Below are 22,761 nucleotides of genomic sequence, written 5' to 3' on the forward strand. Positions count from 1 at the left end.
CTGCGCTGCGCTTGCAACCGTTTTCGTGCTCGGCACGGCACGGCTGCACCCGCCCGATACACCAAGTGCGTAGGCCCGGGCTTCAACCCAGCGCGAGTGCGATCACCCCGCCGGCAATCAGTGCCGCACCCGCAAGGCGCAGACCAAGATCCTGCTCGCCCAGCAGCTTGCCGCCCAGCAGCGCCGCAAAGAGCATGGACACCTCGCGCGCTGGCGCCACATGCGACAGCGGTGCGAGCGTCATGGCAAAGAGCACCAGGGTGTAGGCAATCGGCCCGAGGGTGCCGACCACCAGCGCGTTCTTCCACTGGCTGCGGAACACCTCGGGCAGGGTACGCAGATCGCGGCCGATGAGCGGCAGCAGCATCGGAATGCGCACCACGCCGCCGAGGTAGTCCACCAGGATGGGCGAGATCAGCGCCACCTTCACGGCGTAGCCATCCACCACCGTGTAGGCGGCGATGAACACGCCCGTGAGTGCGCCGTAGCCCACGCCGAGCAACACGCGCTGGCGTGCGGCTGCATCGTGCGCGTGGGTGGCGGTGCGGATCAGCGCCGGGCCGCCGGCAATCAGGAACACGCCCAGCACCACGCCGCCGATGCCTGCGGCACCCAGCGCAGAAATCTGTTCACCGAGCAGCAGTACCGCGCCCAGGGCGGCAATCAGCGGCCCGGTGCCGCGCGCCAGCGGATACACCACCGACAGATCCGCCTTGCGGTAGCCGCGCAGCAGGCAGACGAAGTACAGGACATGGATCGCGCCGCTGGCGAGGATCAGCCCCCACTCGCGCCAGCCCCAGCCGGGCACGTGCTTGACGGCGAACCACAGGCCCACCGGCGCCCAGATCAGGCCCTGGAATACCGAGGACAGCAGCGCAAAGCGCACGTCGCCACCGGACTTCTTGGCGATGAAGTTCCAGGTGGCATGCAGCAGGGCTGCGGTGAGGACGAGGGCGAGTGCGGTGGCGGACAAGGCGGCGTCCGTTCAGGGCTGTCGGCAGGGCGCATGCACCACTTCAAAGCAGCAAAATCGGACGTAGATATCAGTCAAAACCAGCCAAATGCTCCAGAACGGCTTTCCGCTTGTCTGATGCGCTTTTCCAGCCGGTTCACATACTGAAAAATCAACAAACCGCCAGAATCAGTCAAATTAATCAGGCAAAACCGGCCGCGTGGGCCTGCTGATCGGCGTGGTAGCTGCTTCGCACCATGGCGCCCACGGCGGCGTGGGTGAAGCCCATCTCGTAGGCCTTCTCTTCAAAGACCTTGAACTGGTCCGGGTGCACGTAGCGCTTGACCGGCAGGTGGTGGCCGGAGGGCGCCAGATACTGGCCGATGGTGAGCATGTCGATGTCGTGCGCGCGCATGTCGGCCATGACCTGCAGCACTTCCTCGTCCGTCTCGCCCAGGCCGACCATGATGCCGCTCTTGGTGGGCACGCCGGGCACCCGCTGCTTGAATTCCTTCAGCAACTTCAGGGAATGCGCATAGTCGCTGCCGGGCCGCGCCTCGCGGTACAGGCGAGGCGCGGTTTCCAGGTTGTGGTTCATCACATCAGGCGGCGCGGCTTCCAGGATGGCCAGGGCCCGGTCCAGACGGCCGCGGAAGTCCGGCACCAGCACCTCGATGCGCGTGGCCGGCGAGAGCTCGCGCGTCTTCTTGATGCATTCGACAAAGTGGCCGGCACCGCCATCACGCAGGTCGTCACGGTCCACGCTGGTGATGACCACGTAGTTGAGCTTGAGCGCGGCAATGGTCTTGGCCAGGTTCTCCGGCTCGTTCACGTCGAGCGGGTCCGGGCGGCCGTGGCCCACGTCGCAGAAGGGGCAGCGGCGGGTGCACTTGTCGCCCATGATCATGAAGGTGGCCGTGCCCTTGCCGAAGCATTCGCCGATGTTGGGGCAGCTGGCTTCCTCGCACACCGTGTGCAGCTTGTGCTCGCGCAGGATCTGCTTGATCTCGTAGAAGCGCGTGTTGACCGAGCCCGCCTTCACGCGGATCCAGTCCGGCTTCTTGAGCATCTCGGTGCGCTCGATCGGGATGATCTTGATCGGGTTGCGCGCGGTCTTGGCTTCGTGCTTCTGCTTGGCGGTGGCGTCGTACTCGCCTGCGGGCAGGGCCTTGTCGGTGACGTTGCTCATGATGAGGAGGCGGGGGACGCCGTGTCGGCTGGCAGGGTGAAGACCCGCGCCAGGTGGTGCGCAAGCCGCGCCGCCGCGTCGTCCCAGGTGGTCTGGACGCCCAGTGTAGCGAGGTCCACCGTGGCCAAACCCGCGTATCCGCAGGGGTTGATCCAGGTAAATGGCGCCAGATCCATGGCCACATTGAGCGCCACGCCGTGATAGGTGCGGTGATTCGTCACCTTCACGCCCAGGGCCGCAATCTTGCCCAGCCCCGCGAACGGGTCGGCGCCCGCCGGCTGCGGGCCCGCACTGTCCGCCAGGCTCGGCGCGCGGCCATCCAGGCGTACATAGATGCCCGGCGCGTTCGCCACGCGCTGTCCGATGACGCCATAGTCCGCCAGCACGCAGATCACCGCGGTTTCGATGCGGTGCACGTACTCCTTCACATAGATGCCCTGGCGGCGCAGGTCGATCAGCGGATAGGCCACCACCTGCCCTGGGCCGTGATACGTCACCTGCCCGCCGCGGTCCGTTGCAATGACCGGGATGTCATGCGCGTTAAGCACATGCTCGCGCCTGCCCGCCAGCCCCAGCGTGTACGCCGGCCCGTGCTCGGCGAGCCAGATCTCGTCCTCCGTGGCGGGCGTGCGCTGCGCGGTGAACTCGCGCATGGCGGCATACACGGGGGTGTACTCGGGCGTGGTGATGCGCTTGATCTGCATCGCTGATGGGTAGAGAGACGTTGGCGGCAGTGGTGGGCGGAATGACTAGGGGCGGCGCCAGCTCCAGACTGCAAGGCCAAGACCAACCGCAGCATGCGCGGCCGCCACGGCGAGCGCCGCAATGGCAGAGCCCTGCGTCACGACCATGACCGGAGGCAGGAGTGCAAGGACCAGGGGCTTGAGCTCTACCGCGCCGGCCAGCCAAGGCAGCAGCACGTAGAGCACCAGCAGGCACAGAAGGAAGGCGCCGACCGGACGGCGCACGCCGGCGCGCCAGCACAAGGCACAGGCCAGTGCGCAGTCACGCACGAGCAAGAGGGCCACGGTCAGCGGAATCACACGATCACTCTGTGCGGCACGCAGCAGATTGTTCGGCGACGCCGGTGTCGCGTCGCCAGCCAGGAGTGCCAGCACGGCCGCCACGAGCACAAGCGCCAGACTCGCCGGCCACAGCGGCAGCTGCTGCAGTGCCTTGCGCCAGTCGCGCTGCGCCATGCGGGCCAGCACGCCGGCCCAGCGCGTCCGGTGGTTGGGCTCAGAAACCAGTACCACGTAGGTCAACGCGGCGGCGATCACCACAACCGTCGTGAACAGCAGGGCAGGCTTCCCGCTGTCGGCCGCATCTGCCCCGAAGCCGGCGCCCCATGCGGCCAGCACCACACTGAGCAACGGCCAGGCCCAGGGCAGCTGGCGCACTGCGAGCGCATCCGCGGTGCGGCGCCAGAGGGCCACGACGAGGCAGCCCGCGATCAGCACCGCAGACGCCGCCGTGAGCGCGGCGCCGTTGACCATCAGTCCCCACCAGCTGCGCTCTGCACTGCTGCTGAACAGGCTGATCGGCCCGAAGGACCACAGCGCCAGCACCAGCAGCCACCACAGCCCGCCGCGCGCGGCCAGGCGCTCGTCAAACAGCGCCATGTGCAGATTGAGCAGGCTGGCCAGGGCCTGCAGGGCCACGCCACCTGCCACCAGGGTCAGCAGGGTCAGCGGCCAGTGCGCCAGGCCGGCCTGCACTGCGGCCGCGGCATAGACACCGGCGCAGATGGCCCCACCCCACCACGCCAGGCTGGTGCTGCCCAGCAGCTTGCCCCAGGTCATGGGCCACGGCAGCAAGGCACCCATGCGCTGCTGGTCCCAGGTCCGGTCGCGGATCTCGTCCACCATGCTGGCGCCGGCCTCGCGCGAGCCGTAGAGCCAAACCACCACCACAAAGCCGATCACCGCAGCGCGGGCAAGATTGGCGGCCGCCTCCTGCGCGTCGCGTGCGGCCAGGGCCACGGCGGCGGCCGCCAAACCCAGCAGGGCCGGCATCACCAGCGCGCGGGTCAGCGACCAAGTCAGCCAGATCTGGCGCTGGAACTCCGGATTGTCCGAACGCATCATGCGCGCCCTCCGTCCGACGCGGCCGCCGCACTACCCTGCATCGAGCGCAGGTAGGAGTCCTGCAGGTTCTCGCGCACAGCTTCCAGGCCGATCACGGCAAAGCGGCCGGACGCCGCAGCGCGCTGCGCCTGCACGAGCCGCTCAAGCAGCTGCGCCTGTGCGTCATCGTCGCCGTCGAGCTCGAACTCGGCTTGCCGGGTCTCGCTGTGCAGCACCTGCACCCCGGGCTGCGCGCGCAGGGCGGCCAGGGCGTCCTCGGCCGCACCGCGCCAGTGAAGGCGCAGGCGGCGAACCAAGGAATCCGATGCCCCGTGCAGCGCGCGGAGATCCTGGATGCGGCCCTCACGCAGGGCGAGCATGTGGGTGGAATACGCGTCCAGCTCCGCCAGGATGTGGCTGGACACCAGCAGGGTCATGCCCGCGGCCTGCATCTGCCGGAACACGCCGGCCAGGGCATTGCGTGCCTCGGGGTCCAGCCCGCTGGCCGGTTCGTCGAGCAGCACGACGGCGGGCCGGTGAATGATGGCCTGGCCGATGGCCACGCGCTGACGCTGCCCGCGCGACAGACGCCCGGCCTGTGCATCGAGCTTGTCTTCAAGGTCCAGCAGGCGGGCGGTGTCCTGCACAGCGGCGTCGATCTCGTCGGAAGCAAGCCCCTGCGAGGCCGCGGCAAACGCCAGGCAGCGCCGCACCGACAGACTGCCGTAGAGCCCGAACTGGTCTGCGAGGTAGCCGATGTGCCGGTGCACGGCGCGCGGCGCCTCCTGCACATCCACCCCTTGCACGCGCACGGTGCCGGCAAACGGCGTGTCCAGCGCGGCGATCAGGCGCATCAATGTGGTCTTGCCCGCGCCATTGGGGCCCACGAGCGCGGTGACACTGCCCCGCTCGATGGCAAAGCTCACGCCGTGCAGCGCCCGGTGCCCCGGGTAGTCAAACACGAGCTGGTCGACTTCGATGATCGGTGGCGTCATGACGGGCGGGCAAGGAGAGGAACACGCTTCAAGGCGCAGGTACCCCCAATGTTGAACGGTCCTTGGCAGAGGCACTTCACATCAGTCTAGGCGCCCAATGACGCGCCCCGCCGGACATGCCGCCGCAGCAGCGGCCTGCAATGACGCATGGCCGCCGCCCTTCAGAGCACGATCTTCACGCGCGGATTGGCTCGCAGCGCCACTTCCACCGCCTCCATCTGCTCGCGGCTCTCGAAGTGCACCATGAAGGCCACGGCCAGGTAGTTGTTGGCCTTGCTCGCGCGCAGCTCGATGGTGGTGGCATCAAAGCCCGGCACCACGCCGCGCACCGTCTCGGCAATGCTGTGCGCCAGATCATCTACCCGCTTGCCGATCGCCGTGACCGGCACGGTGGCGGGGAAGGTCAGCAGGCTCTTGCGCGGGGTGGCGTCGGCAGGGATGGCAGTCATCTGAGTATTGTGGGGGCGGGTCTGGCAAAAACCAGTTCCGCTTGTCTGGTGCGGTTCTTCAGCCAGTTTGGGCTGGAAAGGCGCATGGATGCTGGGTCTCGCGTGTCGACTCGCGGCCAGCGAACGATCCCAGTCGCTGCGTCAGTCGTTGCTCTCGTACTCAAAACCGCCCAAGAAACCAAACAGCGCGTTGTAGAGCGCGCAGGCCACGGCCACCATCACATAGCCAAACACCAGATACATCACCGGAAACAACAGGATCATTCCGATCGACGGACCAAAGTGCATCTGCCCTGGCATGGGGCTCGGCGCGAACAGAGAAAACATCACCGACATCGGAATCACGAAAACCAGCGACGCGACTGCCATGAGTACACCGGCCACCTTCCCATTCTGATGCGGCGACAACCGGCGAATTTGCTTCTTCATTGAGGCTCCCTAACTGCGGCATCCAGGCTGCATGACTCCACCCTACCCCGCCGCCCTCGAACACGTAAAGAACCCGTTCACCGTGAGCCGCCCGGTGTCCGGGTCATTCAAGTAGCGCTGCGGGGTGGCAAGTTCGCCGGTGTGGAACAGGCTGCCGTCGTAGAAGATGAGGCGGTTGTAGCGCGCCGGCACGCTGCCGGTCTTCTCGAACCAGTCGTTGCCGTCCAGCATGTAGCCGGGTGCGATGCCGTAGCGCGCGCTGAAGGTGGCGGCGTCCATCTGGCCGCAGTCGTGCACCAGCTGCGCGGTCTCCTGCGGGCTCTTGCGGGGGCGGTAGAAGGCGGTGCCGCCCAGGGCGGGGTCGTCAAACAGATAGAGCACGCTGGCGGCGATGCATTGGTCGGCCGGCAGGCCTTGATTGTCCCGATGGCAGAGCCACTGGCGCGGCAGCAGCTCGTGCGGCTGCTTCGTCACCATCGACAGGCGGCTGTACATGTGCAGGGTGCGCCGGCCACCGAGGCGACGGCGCACATGCTGGGCAAAGAACTCGGCCAGCCGGTCGGAAAACTCGGGCGGCATGAGCAATTCGACGCCGGGGTAGGCGTTGTGCGGCGCGGGGGCAAAGGCGGCGCGCTGCTCGCGGGCGAACTGGCGCAGCTGCTCGGGCCGGGTGAAGGCGTCGTCGATCACCCAGCAGGTGTGACCGTCATGCAGCGCAATGGACTGGAGCGTCGGGTTGGGGTTGAACATGCAGCGTTGGCGCCATGCTGATCGGCTTGAGACTGGCCGTTATTCAGCTTTTTCTCTCTATTTGTGAGTGTTTGCTATCGCACTTTCCGCTTATCTGGGAAGAGTCTTTGAATCTATACAGCCCGTTGACTCTGTGGCCGAAGTTGAATCTTTCTCAGGGGCGCCGGACGGCGTCCGGGTCCACGGGCGGCTCGTCCTTCTTGGGCTTGTCGTCCTTGGCGTCCTTGTCCTTGGCATCCTTGTCTTTCGCGTCCTTCTCGCCGATCTTGCCGGCAGGCAGCGTGACCGCACCGCCGACGCCGACATTGCCGACGCGCCCGCCGCCACCCACGCCCACACTCACATTGCCATCACCACCCACACCGACACCGATCCCCAGATTGCTGCCGCCAATCCCGAAGCCGATGCTCAGGTTGGCGCAGCCGGTCAGGCCGAGCGCGAGCGCGACGGCGCACACTGCGCGACGCGGAGACGAGTTGATGGAACGGTTCATGGCACACCTCGCAATTCGCTGATCCGACCCCGCCGCAGAACATCCGGCGCGCGAGCGGATTGACTCAAGCGTAGCCCCGCAGGCGCGGCCGAGGTGTTGCGATGTGTCGCAGACCGGACGCGACCGCGACAGCACCCGGCCCGCGCGCAAGCCAGCGCGGGCGGATCACTCCGCCGCTTCAGCCGCCTTCTTGGCACCCTTCTTGGCCGGCGCCTTGGCCTCGCGCGGGGCGAATTCGAAGCCGACCTTGTCGGCCTTGGCGTCCCAGGCCAGGAAGGCCTTGAAGGGCCGGCGCGTGCGCATGGACACAAAACCGGTCAACAGGTCGGTCTTGCCGGTGTCCAGAAGCTTCTTGACCTGCTCGGGGCTGATCTCCTGCTGCAGGATGACCTTGCCGCTCTTGAAGGTGCAGGTCTTGGCCACCACGGTGTTCTCGCACACGTAGTTCATGCCGTGCTCATGCACGCCGCCGCCGCAGCGCGGGCACTTTCCCAGCGGGCTCTGGCCGGAGAAATCGGGCGCCTCGGCATCTTCGTCTTCGGCGTTGGACTGGCCGAAGTCGAATTCCATCTTGAGGTTGTTGTTCTCGGTGTCCTCGACGATGTTTAGGATGGCCGCGAAGGGCCGGCCCATCTTCGAGCGGAAGCCCTGCAGGGGGCCGATGGTGCGCTTTTCGAGCAGCTCTTCGACCTCCTCGATCTCGAAACTGCGGCCGCCCGGGTGCTTGCTGATGGAGAAGCCGCAGGCCTCGCAGGCAAAGCGGCGGTAGTTCTCCTTGACCACGCTGCCGCAGTGCGGGCAGGGTGTCTTGAGCGTGGCGTAGTCGCCGGGCACGGTATCGCGGTCGTACTCTTTGGCGCGCTTGACGATGATCTGCGTCATGCGTGCGATTTCCTGCATGAACTCCTCGCGCGAGATCTCGCCCTTCTCCATCAGCGAGAGCTTGTGCTCCCAGCCGCCGGTCAGTTGCGGCTGCGTGAGTTCCTCCACGCCCAGGCCGCGCAAGAGCGTCATGAGCTGGAAGGCCTTGGCCGTGGGCATGAGGTCCCGGCCCTCACGCAGCATGTACTTCTCGTTCAGGAGCCCTTCGATGGTGGCGGCGCGAGTGGCCGGCGTGCCCAGACCGCGCTCGGCCATGGCTTCGCGCAGCTCTTCGTCTTCCACCAGCTTGCCTGCGCCTTCCATGGCGGACAGCAGCGTGGCTTCGTTGTAGCGGGGCGGCGGCTTGGTCGACAGGCCGACGGCTTCAATGGTCTCGGTCACCACGCGCTCGCCCTGCTTCACAGCCACGAGGGAATCGTCGCTCTTCTGCTCGTCCTTGCCGTACACCGCGAGCCAGCCCGGGTTCACCAGCACCTTGCCCTCGGTCTTGAACTGATGACCCTGCACCTCGGTGATGCGGGTGGTGATCTGGTATTCGGCCGGCGGGAAGAACACCGCGATGAAGCGCTTGGTGACGAGGTCGTAGACCTTGGCTTCCGCCTCGCTCAGGCCCTTCGGCAGGTTGCCCGTCGGAATGATGGCAAAGTGGTCGGAGACCTTGGTGTTGTCGAACACGCGCTTGTTGCCACCCTTGACCCAGCCCTTGTTCAGCGCCTGGGCGGTGAAGGGGTAGTAGCGGTCCATTTCGCCGACCTGCTCCAGGGTCTTCTCCACCGTGCCCACATAGTCCTGCGGCAGGTAGCGGCTGTCGGTTCGCGGGTAGGTCAGGACCTTGTGCTTTTCATACAGGGCCTGGGCAATCGAGAGCGTGGTCTGCGCCGAGAAGCCGAAGCGGCCATTGGACTCTCGCTGCAGGCTGGTGAGGTCATAGAGCAGCGGCGCGCCCTGGGTGCTGGGCTTGGCCTCCTCGGTCACGGAGCCCATCTGGCTGCGGCAGGCGGCCACGATGCTTTCGGCCGCAGCCTTGGCCCAGAGGCGGCTTTCGCGCTTTTCCGGGTCCGTCTCGTCCTTCTTGAACTTGGGGTCGAACCAGCGGCCTTCATACACGCCGCCGGCGGCCACGAACTCGGCACGCACCTCCCAGAAGTCACGCGGCACGAACTTGCGGATGCGCTCCTCGCGCTCGACCACGATGGCCAGGGTCGGCGTTTGCACCCGGCCCACGGTGGTCAGAAAGAAACCGCCGTCCTTGCTGTTGAAGGCGGTCATGGCGCGCGTGCCATTGATGCCCACGAGCCAGTCGGCCTCGCTGCGGCAGCGTGCGGCATCGGCCAGAGGCATCATCTGATCGTCGGTGCGCAGCTGCGCAAAGCCGTCGCGGATGGCCTGCGGGGTCATGCTCTGCAGCCACAGACGCTGCACCGGCAGCTTGCTCTTGGCGTGCTGCATGATGTAGCGGAAGATCAGCTCGCCCTCGCGCCCCGCGTCACAGGCATTGATCACGGCGCCGACGTCCTTGCGCTTGAGCAGCTTCACGAGCGTCTTGAGGCGCTTTTCGTTCTTCTCGATCGGCTGCACATCGAAGTGCGGCGGGATCATCGGCAGGTGGGCAAAACTCCACTTGCCGCGCTTGACGTCGTACTGCTCGGGCACCACCAGCTCAAGCAGGTGGCCCACGGCGCTGGAGACCACGTACTCGTCGCTCTCCAGATAGTCCTCGTGCTTGACGAAGCCGCCCAGGGCCTTGGCGATGTCGTTCATCACCGAGGGTTTTTCGGCGATCACGAGCGTCTTGAGCCCGTCGGCCAGGGTCGCGGCTGCGGCCTTGGCCGACGTTTTCTTGACGGCGGCTTTCTTGGCAGCAGGGGCTTTGGCGGCGGTTTTCTTGGCGGCGGGCATGTGAGAGTCTGTGAAGAGGATTGCTAGTTATGCAAGCCTCGGGCGCTGCAACTATAGACGTGCGTTTTGCGGCACTGCAAACAACAAGGCCTCCGCGCGGGAGGCCTTGTTGCCGAGAAGACCCGAATCAGCCTAGCCGCATGAAGCCCAGATCGCGCTGCGTGAAGTTGCGCAGGTTCGGGAAGATGTCGTTGAGCTGCGTCTCGGACAGACCCATCCAGCGGCCCAGCGTGGCGCCGTACTGGTCCACGCTGTGCACGGGAATCCAGGCGCCGCTGCCGGATGCGGAGTCCGGCGTCGTGAGACCGATGGTCGGGAAGCGGCCGTAGAGGTCACGCCCGATCACCGCACCGCCGGTGACGAAGTGCGAGGCACCCCAGCCGTGGTCAGTGCCGTCACCGTTGCTGGTGTAGGTCCGGCCGAATTCGCTGGAGCTGAATACCGTCACCTGATTGCGAATGTCGCCCAGGCCAGGCATGGCCGCCAGAGTGTCGTCGAAGTACTTCAGGGCATGGCCGATGCGGGCCATCAGGTCCGCATGGTTGTTGCGCTGGAAGTCGTGCGTGTCAAAGCCACCGATACCCACGAAGAACACCTGACGGCGCGTACCCAGCGCAGAACGGCCAGCGATGATGCGTGCCACAGTCTGGAACTGCTGCGCCAGGCCGTTGTTGGCCAGGTTGCCGTTGTTCGGATTGGTGTACTGCGGCGGGTTCGGGATGCCCGTGGGGCCGGCCGGCAGCATGGCGGTGGCCAGATCGACCTGTGCATCGATCGAGCGCTTGACGATGGCGCTGTGATCCTTCTCCAGGAAGTGCGCACGATCCGAACTGATGAGGTTGCGCAGCGCTGCGCCACCGGCCATCGACCCATAGACCGTGTTGTTGGCCGTCGTGCCCACGCCACCAATGGCCACGGCACCGCCACCGTTCACCTGATAGGCCAACGCCTGGTTGCCCGACAGGAACACCGTGTTGCCGGAGGCCGAGATGCAGGTGAACATGGCCTTGCTGTTGCTGGCCATGAGCAGATCACCCATCCTGCCGCCCCAGCCCTGGCGCGCGCCTTCCGGTGCGAAGGCCTGCCACATCGAGGTCTGGTCGTTGTGCGAGAACAGCTTGGGCGGACGGCGCTTGGTGTTCATCTCCGTCCGGTTGGCGATCGGCTCGATCAGCGGGCCGACGTTGGACAGGATGGCACCCCGACCGGCGTCAAACAGGGTCTGGAAGTCGCGCAGCGCAGGGTGGAGCGCAAAGCCGCGGCCCTGATTGTTGATCGCGTTCAGCGGCAGGACGCCGCCGGGCTGCCCCACTGCAGGCAGGGCGATGTTGCCCGCTTCGGCCGTCGTGCGGATGCGCGTGTACTCGGCCCAGGACGTCGCATCGGTGGGCAGCACGGAGTTGGCGCTGTCGTTACCGCCGAAGAAGTACAGGCACACCAGCGCCTTGTAGTCCGTGCCGGCGGTCTGTGCAGATGCCGCAGCCAGGGTGGCGAGGTTGATGCCGAAGGGCGCAGCCACACCCATGAAGGACAGGCTGCTGCTGGTGCGCAGGAAGGCGCGACGAGATTGGTTCATGTGCTTGCTCATGGTGTCGGCCCTTCCCTTACTTCTGGATCAGGAACTCGGGCGAGGCCAGGGTCAGGTAGACACCGAGGCGTGCGCGAGTCAGCTTGGCCGCATCGACCTGGGCCTGGTTGCTGCCGTTGGCGGCCAGCGCGGGGATGGCCACGGAGTTGATGGCGTCGCGGATGATCTGCTTGTTGGCGGTCGTCATGCTGCCGCCGGTGAGCAGCATGTCCAGACGATTCACCAGATCATCGGGCCGTTCAGCCAGCGCGATCTCTGCCGTGTAGTTGGGCTGGATGTCATTGCGCGTGGCGCCCGAGGCGCGGCCGCCGATGCCGTTCTGCACCGCATTGCGCATGAAGTTCATGTAGCCCACCACCGAGGTCTCGTGGACGATCTGGAACTCGGGGGCGGTCAGGCTGGCGCCACCGGTGGCGGAGTTCGGCGGCACGTAGCCGGCACGGAAGAAGTTGAACACCGTGGGCGAGCGCATCGGGGTTTGGCTCAGCGAACCCAGAGGATCATCGGTGCTGCCCATGAGGTAGCGGGTCGAGTCGCTGGTCGCGCCGAAGGCACGGCCCCAGGCGGTGGCACGCAGGATCGGCTCGCGCAGCTTGCCCACATTGTTGGCGGTGGACGCAGTGCGTGCCTCGGTATCCAGCAGGATGGCAGAGATCACCTGCTTCAGATCACCATTGCTGGTACGGAACACATTGGACACGCGGCCGACGTAGGCGGGGCTGGGGTTGCTGGTCACCAGACGCTGGATCAGCAGCTTGGAGATGAAGGGCGCGGTGTTCGGATGATTCGCGAGGAAGTCCAGCGCAGCCTTCAGGCTGGCGTCGGGGTCGGCCGTGGTCTGGGCGGCAATCGTGGTACCCAGGAAGCGCTTCTCGCCCTGTTCATGGAACTTGGCGTAGCCCTGCATCGGTGTCCATTCACGCTCGGCCGGACCTGCACCACCGAAGAAGCGGCTGTCCGTGCGGTCGGCCATGTTCGGGCCGGCGTACCAGGAGAAGCCGGTGAATACACGCGACAGACCCTTGATGTCGTCATCGCCATAGGTTTCAAGCGGACGGCCGTTGCTGTCGGTCTTGACCGTGCCATCCGGATTCAGCTGGAACAGCCCGATGGAGAACAGCTGCATGACTTCACGTGCGTAGTTCTCGTCCGGCACGCGCGTGCCCCCGGCTTTCTGGTTGCGCATGTGCGTCAGGTAAATGCCCATCATCGGATGGCGGCTGACGTCTTCGAGCAGGGTGCGGTAGTTGCCGAACGCGTTGCGCGCGAGCATGTCGTAGTAGCTGGCCATGCCGCGCGGGTAGTTGACCGTGGTGTCGTTCTGAAAGGACACCACGAAGATTTGCGACAGTGCAAACGTCACGCGCTGGCGCAGTTGGTCTTCGCTGCCCAGGGCCTGGCCCCACCAGCTCTGGAAGAACTCGTTCTGGCCAACGTTCTGCGGCGGCGTGAGCGCTTGCAGCTCGGCTTGGCGCGCCTGCAGGTAGTCAAAGTGCGGGCGCATGGGCTTGTTGAACTGATCGTTCAGCCAGCCCTGGTAGCCCACTCGGATCACGAAGTCGATCGAGCCCTGCGTCGGCCCCATCGTGGCCTGGCTCAGGAAGCGCGAGGCTTCAGCCGCAGTGGGCGGCGGGCCCGCTGGTGGTGCGGTTGGGCCACTTGAGCCCCCCCCTGATCCGCCACAGGCGGACACCAGAATTGCAAGCGTTGCGGCACCGGCGAGGCGGCGCAGCGTTTGCCAGTTTGAGATCACTCCGGCCATTTTTTGTCACTCCACAGTCCACTTGTCCGACGTTTGTCTCCGGACAAGCCCTGATTTTTGTGTGGACCCGAGGCGAATCGGGTACGTCTGCGCAAGGCGCAGGCTCTCCAAGCAACGGTGGTGCCACTGACCGTTACTGGATGCGACTGTGATGTAACAAGGTTTTTGCTTCAAGGCGTGTTGTCGATCCGTCAACACGCGGCGCAGTGTGCGCCACCTGCAGCTAGTTCGGCAGGCGCGGCGAGTCGTCGTCGCTCATGAGCTCGTCGAACACGAGCGCATCGAACTCGACTTCCTGGCTCCAGAGCACCATCAGCGTGATGATGCGCAGCTTGGACAGCGGGATCGGCGACTCTGCGACGGCGAGCGCGCGCTCGATGATGAGCTCGCGATGCGGTGCATACAGCGCGTCGTTGTTTTCGAGATGCTGGATGAAAGCGATCGCCTCATCGCCCAGCTGGCGGCGTTCGACTTCGGCATAGATGCGCGTCGAGCCCTCGGAGGCATGCGCGATCAGCTGGATGTTCTGCGTCGCGGACGCCAGACCTACCAGCCAGTCGAGCGCCTGTTCGACGTCGTCTTCGTCGAAGCCGGCTTCAGTGAGTGTGTCGTGGAGATCGTCGGTTTCGGGAAACAGTTGCGGGGTGCTGTAGTGCTGGAAGAGATAGACCAGAACGTCGTACATGCACACCCTCCTCGAAAGCCGCTGAAGACATCGCGGTGGCGGATTGATCGCGCCACCCGGGGAGTGGGATTGCAGAGCAAACCCATTTCTCAGACGCCCGCCGTGTGCGCTGCGAGCTGTGGTCTGGGAAATGGATTTACCCGGACACTAATCCAAGTGTGTGACGATCGCAAGACACGCTAGCGGCAGCGCCGCCGCGATTACGCCGCTTTGGCGCAGAAAGTGTTGTTTCGCTGCACGTCCCCATGCTTCTCAGGCCAGCGCCTGCCACCGGCCACCGGGCAAGCGCGCCACCCGGCCTTCAAGCTCCAGCGCCGTGAGCTGCGTCATCAACGCCGATGCGTCCAGCCCTGTGCGCTGCGCGAGGGTGTCCAGACTGACCGGGTCGCCGGCAAGCGCACTGAGCACCGGCGAAGGAGACTCTGCCTCCGGCTTGTCGTCGCCACGCTCTGGGGCTGTGAATGCCTGGTCACGAGGGGCTTCCAGGCGCAGCTCCTCCAGTACATCGGATGCGCTCTCGACGAGCTTTGCGCCCTGCTTGATCAGAGCATGGCAGCCGCGTGACTGCGGCGAGTGGATTGATCCGGGAATGGCCAGCACTTCGCGACCGAGATCGCCGGCCAGACGCGCCGTGATGAGCGAGCCGCTTTGCAGCGCCGCCTCAACCACCAGGGTGCCCTGCGCCAGACCCGCGATGATGCGGTTGCGGCGCGGGAAGTTCGCAGCCAGCGCCCGAGTCCCGAGCGCAAACTCCGAGACAATCAGCCCGTGCTGGGCGATGCGGTGCGCCAGATCGCGGTTACGCGCCGGATAGACGATGTCCAGCCCGGTACCCACGACAGCAATCGTGGATCCCTCGCCCGCCAGCGCGCCGAGGTGCGCCGCTGCATCAATGCCCAGCGCCAGCCCGGAAACCACACACACCCCCCGCTGCGACAGCGCGTGGGCGAACTGCTCGGCGTTGGCCTGACCCTGCGCAGTGGCATTGCGGCTGCCCACCATGGCGACTGCCGGGCGCTTGAGCGTGGCCAGCTGGCCGATCGCAAACAGCAGCGGAGGGGGGTCTGGTGCCTGCAGCAGCTGCTGCGGGTAGTCGGCATCCGCCAGGGTGAGCACGTGGTGACTGGCGTCTTGCGCCCAGGCCAGGCTGCGCGCCACGGTCTCCTCGCGCTCGGCATCCTCGGCAAGCAAGGCCTGCGCGGTGGTCTGCCCGCAGACCCGTGCGAGACTCCCGAGGCTTTGCGCGAGGATCCGCTCCGGCAAGCCGAAGGCGGCCAGCAGATCGCGACAGGTTGCGGGGCCGACGCCGCGCGTCAGGGTCAGACGGAGCCAGGCAGTCAGCTCACGTTCGCGCTCGCCCATGCCATCAATATCCATTTCGCTCGTCTCTCAGGAAATGCGCAGTCCACAAAGCACATCGGCCGCCCGCAGGCAGCCGATGCACCGGTTTACTTCAATCGCCTCAGGGCGTGCGCAACTGGTCGCCGACGCGGATCGGCCGGTCGCTGCTCATGATGAGCACGTAGGACACGCGGTCAAACACGCGGAACACCATGCCCACGCCGATGCGCTCGTCCGGCAGCTTCACGGCCTGCGGACGGCCTAGATACTTGCCGGCAAAACCTTCGGCTCGCTGGGTGCGATCCGCCACGGTGTCGCCGGACTCCCAGACCTGCAGGGTATGGCCAGGCTCAAGACCGGCATCGCGGCCCTTGTTGATAGCCACGACCATCAGGCTGCCCGCGGTGATGGCCTCGCGGCTGTAGACGCTCGCCACCCGGGCGTTGACGTCACGCTCGGGAGCGCGAGGCGCAAAGTTCACCGAAGGCGAGGCGGCAAAGGGAAGCAGGCGATCATCGATGCCGAACTCTTCCTTGACCTTTGCGATCTTGATCGTGGCGGGATCGCCGCTGCGCACCACATCGGCGTCGCCGAGGTAATAGGCTTCATAGGCCAGGAGCTCGCCAGTCTGTGGATCCTTCAAGGGGCGCGCAGGGCGGAATACCTGGTAGCGGGAGATGGATTCGTCCTTGATGCCACGTACGTAGGCGGTATCGCCAGCGGCAAAGAACACGCGGCCGGTTTCGCGGCCCGCCAGGATGCGCGGCGCGCTGTCCAGACGGTCACGCTCGACGATCAGCGGCTGCGACAGGAAGGGCTCGATCACGCTGGCCGGGATCGTGGTGATGGCCTTGTCCAGGCCCTCGGCACGCACGCGCGGCGACAGACGCTCGGTGCCGTCCGGCGCGGTCATGGACAGCGTGGCGCGCCCATCCTTCTTGATCAGATAGAGCACCTGCCCCGGAAAGATCAGGTGCGGGTTGCGGATCTGCTCCTTGTTCATGCCCCAGAGCTCGGGCCACTTCCAGGGGCTCTTCAGGAAGACGCCGGAGATGCCCCAGAGGGTGTCACCGCGCTTGACGGTGTATTGATCCGGGGCGTTGGGCGCGAGATCCGAGATGGGCACGCCCGCCTGCGCGACCTGGTTGGCCGTGGAGCGCTGCTGCTCGGTGATCGGGAAGTTCACAGCACTGGCTGCACCGCTGAAACCTGCCAGCGCCAGGGCGGCGCAGATGACCGACAATCGTTTATGCATTCTTCCCCCCTTGCAGACGCAAGGCGTAGTACTCGATGAGCGCCTCAGTGCGCCTTGGGTCGGGCGGCGACCGACCGTCGGGCGGCCGGAACTGGCCAATAACCCCGCGTCGGGCATGTTCTTGCGCGCACCCAAGATCAAGTTTTGCTTTAAATTTTGCAGATAAACATCTGATCTCGCAACGAAATTGCCACTCCGTCACCCCTTGGGCGTGGTTTTTTCGGCGTCCCGCGCGGCTCGGTCCCTGTTCAGCCTGCGCTGAACTGACCATATACCGCGTCGGGGCGCGATCCTTCTGAATCCATTGCTTACATCATGGCTCTGCTGCCCATCCTGCATTGGCCCGATCCCCGGCTCAAGACCGTGGCCAAGCCTGTCACGCAATTTGACGCGCGCCTGAAGAAGCTCGCCGAGGACATGGCCGAAACCATGTACGACGCCCCCGGGGTGGGCCTCGCGGCCACGCAGGTCGATGTCCATGAGCGTCTGATCGTCATCGACGTCTCCGAGGACAAGAAGGGTCTGATGACCCTGGTGAACCCGGAGATCATCTGGGCGAGTCCCGAGCGCAGGAAGTACGAGGAAGGCTGCCTGTCCGTGCCGGAGATCTACGACGATGTCGAACGCCCGGCGCAGGTGCGAGTGCGTGCGCAGGACGTGACCGGCAAGTTCTTCGAATTCGATGCGGACGGCCTGCTAGCAGTGTGCGTGCAGCATGAGATGGACCATCTCGCTGGCAAGGTGTTCGTTGAATACCTCTCGACGCTGAAGCAGGGTCGCATCAAGACAAAGCTGCGCAAGCGCGCCGAGCGCGCACTCTGAGCCGTGGCTGCCGTATTCGTGGCGGCCTGTTGACACTTCTGCAGCGCTGCCTTGAAGCGCCCGCCTGTCGGGTATAGCGTTTGCGGGTTTCTCGGAGAGGCCCCATGCGCGCAGCAGTACTGACCCTGTCCCTCAGCCTGGCACTGGCCGCTTGCGGCGGCGGTGGCGGAGCCGGCAGCACACCACCCGCCCCCGGTCCGTCGCCCACGGGTATCTGTGCCTCCGGCGCCGCCTTTGTCGTCAGCGCAGACACCAGTGTCGATGTCGGCAAGACCGCCACAGCGATGGTGGCGGGCTGCGCCGGGGCGATCAGCAGCCCCGTCTGGGCACAAACCAGTGGCCCGGCCGTTTCCCTGCTGTCGGCCAAAAGCCAGGCGATCAGCTTTGATGCCGCAGCGGCCGGCACCTACGGCTTCCAGGTGAGCTTCCGCGACCCGGCCGGTGTACAGCAGACCGTGCCTGTATCGATCACGGCCGCCGCACCCGCCAGCCCGTCTGCCGTGACGGTTCGTGGCGAACCCTCGGTTTTTTCCGGCGGCAGCACCAGCTTCCGGATGTGGATTCCGGCGGGCGTCAGTGTGTCCTCGGTGCGTTGGGAGCAGACCGAAGGCCCCGCGGTGACGCTGAACACCGAAGATCCGCAGCGCATCATCTTCGCCGCACCGAGCGTGGGTCAAGACACTCGCCTCACCTTCCGCGCCACCGTGACCCTCACGACCGGCGCAACCGACAGCGACACCCAGACCCTGCTGGTACAGGCTCTGCCCACGCCGCCTGCCGGTCAGCTCTTCGGTTCGAGCAACCCGGCGTCGCGCGTGTACCCGTATCGCGCCACCAGCCCCTGGGCCACCCAGCTGTCCAACTGTGTCTACAGCCCGGCGCTGTTCTTCAACGGTGGTACCACCAATCTGTGCACCATGAACACCCTGCCCCTGCTGGGCCAGGAAACCAATGGCGCGCAGCCCACCGTGGACCAGGTGATGAACCGGGTGCTGGTCTCGAACGACTGGATGGGCGAGGTCTTCGAGCGCTTCCTGCGCGAGCAGGACACCGCGGGCGACTTCCGACAGATGCTCAAGGCCACGACCGCCATCGTGATCGGCGGACGCGTTCGGCCCTCCTTCTACTGGAGCGCCACGGGCGCGATCTATCTGGATGCCAACACCGTGTGGCTGGACGCCGCGCAGCGCGACACCGTGAGCGAAGTGCCCGATCCGCGCAGCGCCCTGGCGCCCAATCTGCAGTACCTCGGCCTGTGGCGCTACACCCTGAACAATCAGCAGGTGCCCTTCTCGGTGCCGCTGAACTCCCGCGGCGCGCGACCCATCGAGCAGCTGCGCTACCGCTTGGGCGAACTGCTGTATCACGAGCTGACCCATGCCAACGACTTCATGCCGCCGGCGGTGCACCTCACCGTGAACCGCGGTGTGCCGGTGTTCCAGGCCATCCCTGCGAGCCTGCCCAGTGACCGCCTGGCCGCGAGCTTCCCGCTGGCCTCGCAGGAGATGTTCGGCCTGGCGCGGTCCAAGTTCTTCAGCCCCGGCACCACGACCGACCTGCAGAACGCCTACACGCCGTTGCAGGTGGGTGGCACCTTCTTTGCCAACGATCGCGCCACCGACGAATACAACTACGCGATCCCTCCAGGGTCCACGCCGCAGACCTCGCGCGAGGACATCGCCATGCTGGTGGCCGAGTTCTTCATGAGCTACCGCTACGGCGTGTTGCGCGACGTGGGCTTTACCAACAAGCCGGCGGTCATCAACAGCGGCAATGACCTGATCGTGGCCTGGGGTCAACGTGGCCGGGCGGGCGCTGCCAACATCAAGCCGCGCGTGCAGCAGGCCATCGGCGAGATTGCACCGTGGCTGCCGGCCGGTGCAGCCAACACCCTGCCCGCGCCGATCCAGATGCGCGCCGGCGAGAGCTGGACCGCCAACACCGTGCTGCCCACGGTGCCAGGCGGCAGCTTCAAGCTCACGCAGCTGGAGGACTTCATCGAACGTGACCGGGTGGAATTCGAGTGGATGCTGAACAACCGCAACTACGGCCACGGCCACTGGATCCCGCCGGATCTGCGGCAGATCCAGGGCGGACTGCGCTGAACGGCGCAGTGGCGCAGCGCACAAACGGCGCCCCGCGGGGCGCCGTTTTCATTGCTGCGCGAACCGCGCGGCGTACTGCCGCTTGCAAGTCGCGCCGCAAACTTGCCGCTCGCGCCGCGGGCTTGCCGGCCGGCACGCGGTACCTGCACGCCGCACGGCCTGCGGCTAAGGTGCGGCCCATGAACACACGCGAACTCTTTGCTGCATGGCGCACACAGTGGTCTTCGGGGGCGGATCGGATCGGCCCCTGGTGGCTCCACCTGGCCTTCACCGGGGTGTTCAACACCTTCATTGCGCTGTTTCTGAGCGTGGTGATCTGGACCTTTCAGCAGCGTGCCGGCTTTGCGCAGATCTTCCCGGAGACCTTCCTGTTTGCGCAGTGCATCGGCTACACGATCCACCTGATGTTCCGCCTGGGCGAGCGTTTGATGGGCAACCGACCGAAGGCCGAGTGGTCCATGCCCCTGCGGGCGGTGTACTTCTCCAGTATTCCGATCACGGGCGTGTTCATCGGCTATTCGATCGCGGTGGCGCTGCTGGGCGGCAATTTGCTGCGCGTGATTGCGAACAACCCGCGGCTGTTCTTTGGGGTGCTGGCGTTTTCTCTGCTGCTGTCGGCCTTCTGGTACCAGTTTTTTGCAGTGCGGGTGCGTGCTGCACGTGCCGAGGCGCAGCAGGCAGCCGATCAGGCCCGTGTCGAGGCCGCCGAGCGTCAGGCAGCGCAAGCCCAGTTGGCGATGCTGCAGGCACAGATCGAGCCGCACTTTCTGTTCAACACCCTGGCCAATGTGGTCAGCCTGATCGACTACGAACCGGCCAAGAGCAAGCAGATGCTCGAGCGCTTCATCGAGTACCTGCGCGCCAGCCTGCTCACGAGCCGCCGCACCGAAGGCACGCTGGCCGATGAGCTGGCGATTGCCCAAGCCTACCTGCAGCTGCTGGCCATTCGCATGGAGGGGCGCCTGCGCTTTGCGATCGACGTGCCCGAGGCCCTGCGCCAGGAGACGCTGGCGCCGATGCTGCTGCAGCCCTTGGTGGAGAACGCCATCAATCACGGGCTGGAGCCGGCGATTGATGGTGGCACGGTGACGATCCGCGCCTGGACGACCGCCACCGAGCTGTGCATCGAGGTAGCCGACGATGGCGAAGGCCTGCCGCCTCAGTCCGACAACCCCACGGACACGCCGCGCCGTTCGGCTGGAACGGGGGTGGCGCTGGCGAACATCCGCGAACGGCTCGCGGCGCTGTATGGTCCGGCAGCACAGTTGCGACTGGCGGTGGGCAACGCTTCCACCGGCCGCGGCTGCGTCGCCACGATCAGTAGGCCGCTGACAGCTCGGGCGCAGGACGCCCTGCCGCTGCAGCACGCGGCCTGATTGCGCAACCACTTGAACGTCGCCTGAACGCAGCGTTCCGCACGCTCCAGAGCAACCTACGCCACCGCCCGCATGCCACCGACCGCACCGACCGCCCTGATCGCCGACGACGAACCGCATCTGGTGAAGTACCTGCAGGACAAGCTCGCCGCACTCTGGCCGGAGCTGAGCGTCGTGGCCACCGCGCGCAACGGCGTGGAAGCGATCAAGGGCATTGCCGAGCACGCGCCGACCGTGGCCTTTCTGGACATCAAGATGCCCGGCGCCACCGGCCTGGAGGTGGCCCAGGGCATCGAGACCGACACGCAGGTGGTGTTCGTCACCGCCTACGACCAGTACGCCATTGAGGCCTTTGATCGCGACGCCGCCGACTACCTGCTCAAGCCCGTCACGGACGAGCGCCTGGCCCGCACCATCGACAAGCTCAAGCGCCGCCTGAGTGAAGGCGCCGCGGCACCGGACCTGTCCGCCCTGCTCAACCAGCTCACGCGCGTGCTGCCGGCGGCCGTGGGCGGCGCGGCCCCGCCTTCAGGTGGTGAGCAGCGCAAGTTTCTGCGCTGGGTGCGTGCCAGCCGCGGCGACCTGACCCACCAGATCGCCGTGGGCGATGTGGCCTATTTCGAGAGTGACGACAAATACACCGTGGTCCACACCACCGTGGGCGGCGAACACCTCATCCGTACGGCGCTCAGTGAACTGGCCGCCGAGCTGGACCCGGAGATCTACTGGCAGATCCACCGCGGCACGCTGGTGAACATGGCGCATGTGGCCGGCACCCGGCGCGACGAAGCCAGCCGCCTGTTCGTGCGCATGAAGCCGATCGGCTCTGGCTCAAGCGCCCGCACGCCGGAGCTGCCGGTGTCCCGTGCCTATGTGCACCTGTTCAAGCAGATGTAACGTTCAATTGAAAAGCAAGCTTAATTGATGCTCATTTTCAATTTTCGATTGAATATGATGATCAGCCACTTTCCGCATATGGGGAGCGGATCCCGGCCTGTTTTGGCATCGCCGTCGCATCGATGCATCTCACGCCGCAAGGTGTTCAGGTGCTGCGCGAGCAGACGCCTGCCGAGCGCTCAAAAGCAAAACGCCGCAATCACTTGCGGCGTTTTGTTTTGAGGTGTCCGGCGCATCCCCAGACGCACCGGGCACCTCAAGAAGGCGAGGTTCTGAGGCCGAGGCCTCGGGAACCCTCAGGCCTCCAAGAAGAATTACTTCTTGGCGTCGGCCTTCTTCTCTTCCTTCTTGGCGGCCGGAGCAGCAGCCTTCTCGTCCTTCTTGGCGGCGGCCGGGGCAGCCTTCTCGTCCTTCTTGGCTTCGGCCTTGGCCGGAGCGGCAGCGGCGGGCTTCTCGTCCTTCTTGGCCGGAGCAGCGGCGGGTGCCTGGGCGAAAGCAGCGGCGGCGAACAGGGAAGCAACCAGAGCGGCGATCAGTTTCATTTTGATTTCCATGGAAAGTGAGTTGATTAACACCCGCGTCGGATCCAACGCGGAACTCATAAAACGAGCGGGCGGACATTGGGTTGACAGGTTGCCCGCGAAATTTTCACATTGGCAGGCGCCTCATCGAAACGGCTTTCCGCTTGTCTGGTGCGGGTTTTCAGCCGGTTTGGCCTGAAAAGACGCGCCACTGCTGGATGTCGATATGCAAACACCCACCATAAGCCGCTCTCCAGCCCATTGCGACCCCACTTCGCACCGCAGAAATGTGACAGACCGTGAGC

At 65.7% G+C, this 22,761-nt stretch carries 20 protein-coding genes; 4 read left to right on the plus strand and 16 right to left on the minus strand.

All coding sequences use genetic code 11. From position 1 onward, the window contains the following. Nucleotides 1-82: 82 nt before the first annotated feature. The 15 genes from ACMDW7_RS16660 to ACMDW7_RS16730 all read right to left on the minus strand — a co-directional run bounded on the left by ACMDW7_RS16660 (nucleotide 83) and on the right by ACMDW7_RS16730 (nucleotide 16,735). Entirely contained in the window at nucleotides 83-973 is an 891-nt protein-coding gene (locus ACMDW7_RS16660; RefSeq protein ID WP_377304466.1) for an EamA family transporter, read from the minus strand. Nucleotides 974-1,154: 181 nt separating this feature from the next. Next, on the minus strand, nucleotides 1,155-2,141 hold the full coding sequence (lipA, locus tag ACMDW7_RS16665) for a lipoyl synthase (protein WP_377304468.1): 987 nt from the start codon (nucleotides 2,139-2,141) through the stop codon (nucleotides 1,155-1,157). After that, complete coding sequence (gene lipB / locus ACMDW7_RS16670; protein WP_377304470.1) at nucleotides 2,138-2,845, minus strand: lipoyl(octanoyl) transferase LipB; 708 nt, start codon at nucleotides 2,843-2,845, stop codon at nucleotides 2,138-2,140. The genes lipA and lipB overlap by 4 nt, the downstream gene beginning before the upstream one ends. A 45-nt stretch (nucleotides 2,846-2,890) precedes the next feature. Continuing rightward, nucleotides 2,891-4,228, minus strand: coding sequence for a hypothetical protein (locus tag ACMDW7_RS16675; protein WP_377304471.1), 1,338 nt, complete (start codon nucleotides 4,226-4,228; stop codon nucleotides 2,891-2,893). After that, nucleotides 4,225-5,202, minus strand: a complete 978-nt coding sequence (locus ACMDW7_RS16680) for an ABC transporter ATP-binding protein (RefSeq protein WP_377304473.1) — start codon at nucleotides 5,200-5,202, stop codon at nucleotides 4,225-4,227. The genes ACMDW7_RS16675 and ACMDW7_RS16680 overlap by 4 nt, the downstream gene beginning before the upstream one ends. A 161-nt stretch (nucleotides 5,203-5,363) precedes the next feature. Next, nucleotides 5,364-5,651, minus strand: coding sequence for a YbeD family protein (locus ACMDW7_RS16685; protein WP_377304475.1), 288 nt, complete (start codon nucleotides 5,649-5,651; stop codon nucleotides 5,364-5,366). 141 nt (nucleotides 5,652-5,792) lie between these two features. Beyond that, nucleotides 5,793-6,080 (minus strand): hypothetical protein, encoded by a 288-nt coding sequence (locus ACMDW7_RS16690; RefSeq protein WP_377304477.1) that lies wholly within the window; start codon nucleotides 6,078-6,080, stop codon nucleotides 5,793-5,795. Between the two features lie 42 nt (nucleotides 6,081-6,122). Beyond that, complete coding sequence (locus tag ACMDW7_RS16695; RefSeq protein WP_377304479.1) at nucleotides 6,123-6,830, minus strand: DUF6445 family protein; 708 nt, start codon at nucleotides 6,828-6,830, stop codon at nucleotides 6,123-6,125. Between the two features lie 154 nt (nucleotides 6,831-6,984). Continuing rightward, a complete protein-coding gene (locus tag ACMDW7_RS16700; RefSeq protein WP_377304481.1) occupies nucleotides 6,985-7,323 on the minus strand; it encodes a hypothetical protein in 339 nt (112 codons plus the stop codon). Nucleotides 7,324-7,488: 165 nt separating this feature from the next. Then, the gene (locus ACMDW7_RS16705; RefSeq protein WP_377304483.1) at nucleotides 7,489-10,104 is read right to left on the minus strand and encodes a DNA topoisomerase III; all 2,616 of its coding nucleotides are present in this window, start codon (nucleotides 10,102-10,104) and stop codon (nucleotides 7,489-7,491) included. Between the two features lie 127 nt (nucleotides 10,105-10,231). Then, nucleotides 10,232-11,680, minus strand: coding sequence for a DUF1501 domain-containing protein (locus ACMDW7_RS16710; RefSeq protein ID WP_414859580.1), 1,449 nt, complete (start codon nucleotides 11,678-11,680; stop codon nucleotides 10,232-10,234). A 28-nt stretch (nucleotides 11,681-11,708) separates the two neighbouring features. Then, nucleotides 11,709-13,454, minus strand: a complete 1,746-nt coding sequence (locus ACMDW7_RS16715; protein WP_377304487.1) for a DUF1800 domain-containing protein — start codon at nucleotides 13,452-13,454, stop codon at nucleotides 11,709-11,711. Between the two features lie 223 nt (nucleotides 13,455-13,677). After that, nucleotides 13,678-14,139 (minus strand): DUF494 family protein, encoded by a 462-nt coding sequence (locus ACMDW7_RS16720; RefSeq protein ID WP_054124647.1) that lies wholly within the window; start codon nucleotides 14,137-14,139, stop codon nucleotides 13,678-13,680. 252 nt (nucleotides 14,140-14,391) lie between these two features. After that, a complete protein-coding gene (gene dprA / locus ACMDW7_RS16725) occupies nucleotides 14,392-15,516 on the minus strand; it encodes a DNA-processing protein DprA (protein WP_377304489.1) in 1,125 nt (374 codons plus the stop codon). An 85-nt stretch (nucleotides 15,517-15,601) separates the two neighbouring features. After that, nucleotides 15,602-16,735: a LysM peptidoglycan-binding domain-containing protein gene (locus ACMDW7_RS16730; RefSeq protein ID WP_377304491.1), complete on the minus strand. Its 1,134-nt coding sequence runs from the start codon at nucleotides 16,733-16,735 to the stop codon at nucleotides 15,602-15,604. 315 nt (nucleotides 16,736-17,050) lie between these two features. On the opposite strand from ACMDW7_RS16730, the gene def reads away from it, so the two are divergent. From def to ACMDW7_RS16750, 4 genes are all read left to right on the plus strand, one after another. Next, complete coding sequence (gene def / locus ACMDW7_RS16735) at nucleotides 17,051-17,557, plus strand: peptide deformylase (protein ID WP_054124644.1); 507 nt, start codon at nucleotides 17,051-17,053, stop codon at nucleotides 17,555-17,557. Nucleotides 17,558-17,661: 104 nt separating this feature from the next. Beyond that, nucleotides 17,662-19,662: a hypothetical protein gene (locus tag ACMDW7_RS16740; RefSeq protein ID WP_377304493.1), complete on the plus strand. Its 2,001-nt coding sequence runs from the start codon at nucleotides 17,662-17,664 to the stop codon at nucleotides 19,660-19,662. A gap of 179 nt (nucleotides 19,663-19,841) precedes the next feature. Next, complete coding sequence (locus tag ACMDW7_RS16745; RefSeq protein ID WP_377304495.1) at nucleotides 19,842-21,038, plus strand: sensor histidine kinase; 1,197 nt, start codon at nucleotides 19,842-19,844, stop codon at nucleotides 21,036-21,038. 72 nt (nucleotides 21,039-21,110) lie between these two features. Then, nucleotides 21,111-21,935: a LytR/AlgR family response regulator transcription factor gene (locus ACMDW7_RS16750; RefSeq protein WP_377304497.1), complete on the plus strand. Its 825-nt coding sequence runs from the start codon at nucleotides 21,111-21,113 to the stop codon at nucleotides 21,933-21,935. A gap of 314 nt (nucleotides 21,936-22,249) precedes the next feature. Here ACMDW7_RS16750 and ACMDW7_RS16755 read toward each other — a convergent pair whose 3' ends face one another. Beyond that, nucleotides 22,250-22,477 (minus strand): hypothetical protein, encoded by a 228-nt coding sequence (locus tag ACMDW7_RS16755; protein ID WP_377304499.1) that lies wholly within the window; start codon nucleotides 22,475-22,477, stop codon nucleotides 22,250-22,252. Between the last annotated feature and the right edge of the window lie 284 nt (nucleotides 22,478-22,761).

Source organism: Piscinibacterium candidicorallinum (assembly GCF_047549485.1).
Lineage (GTDB): Bacteria > Pseudomonadota > Gammaproteobacteria > Burkholderiales > Burkholderiaceae_C > Piscinibacterium > Piscinibacterium candidicorallinum.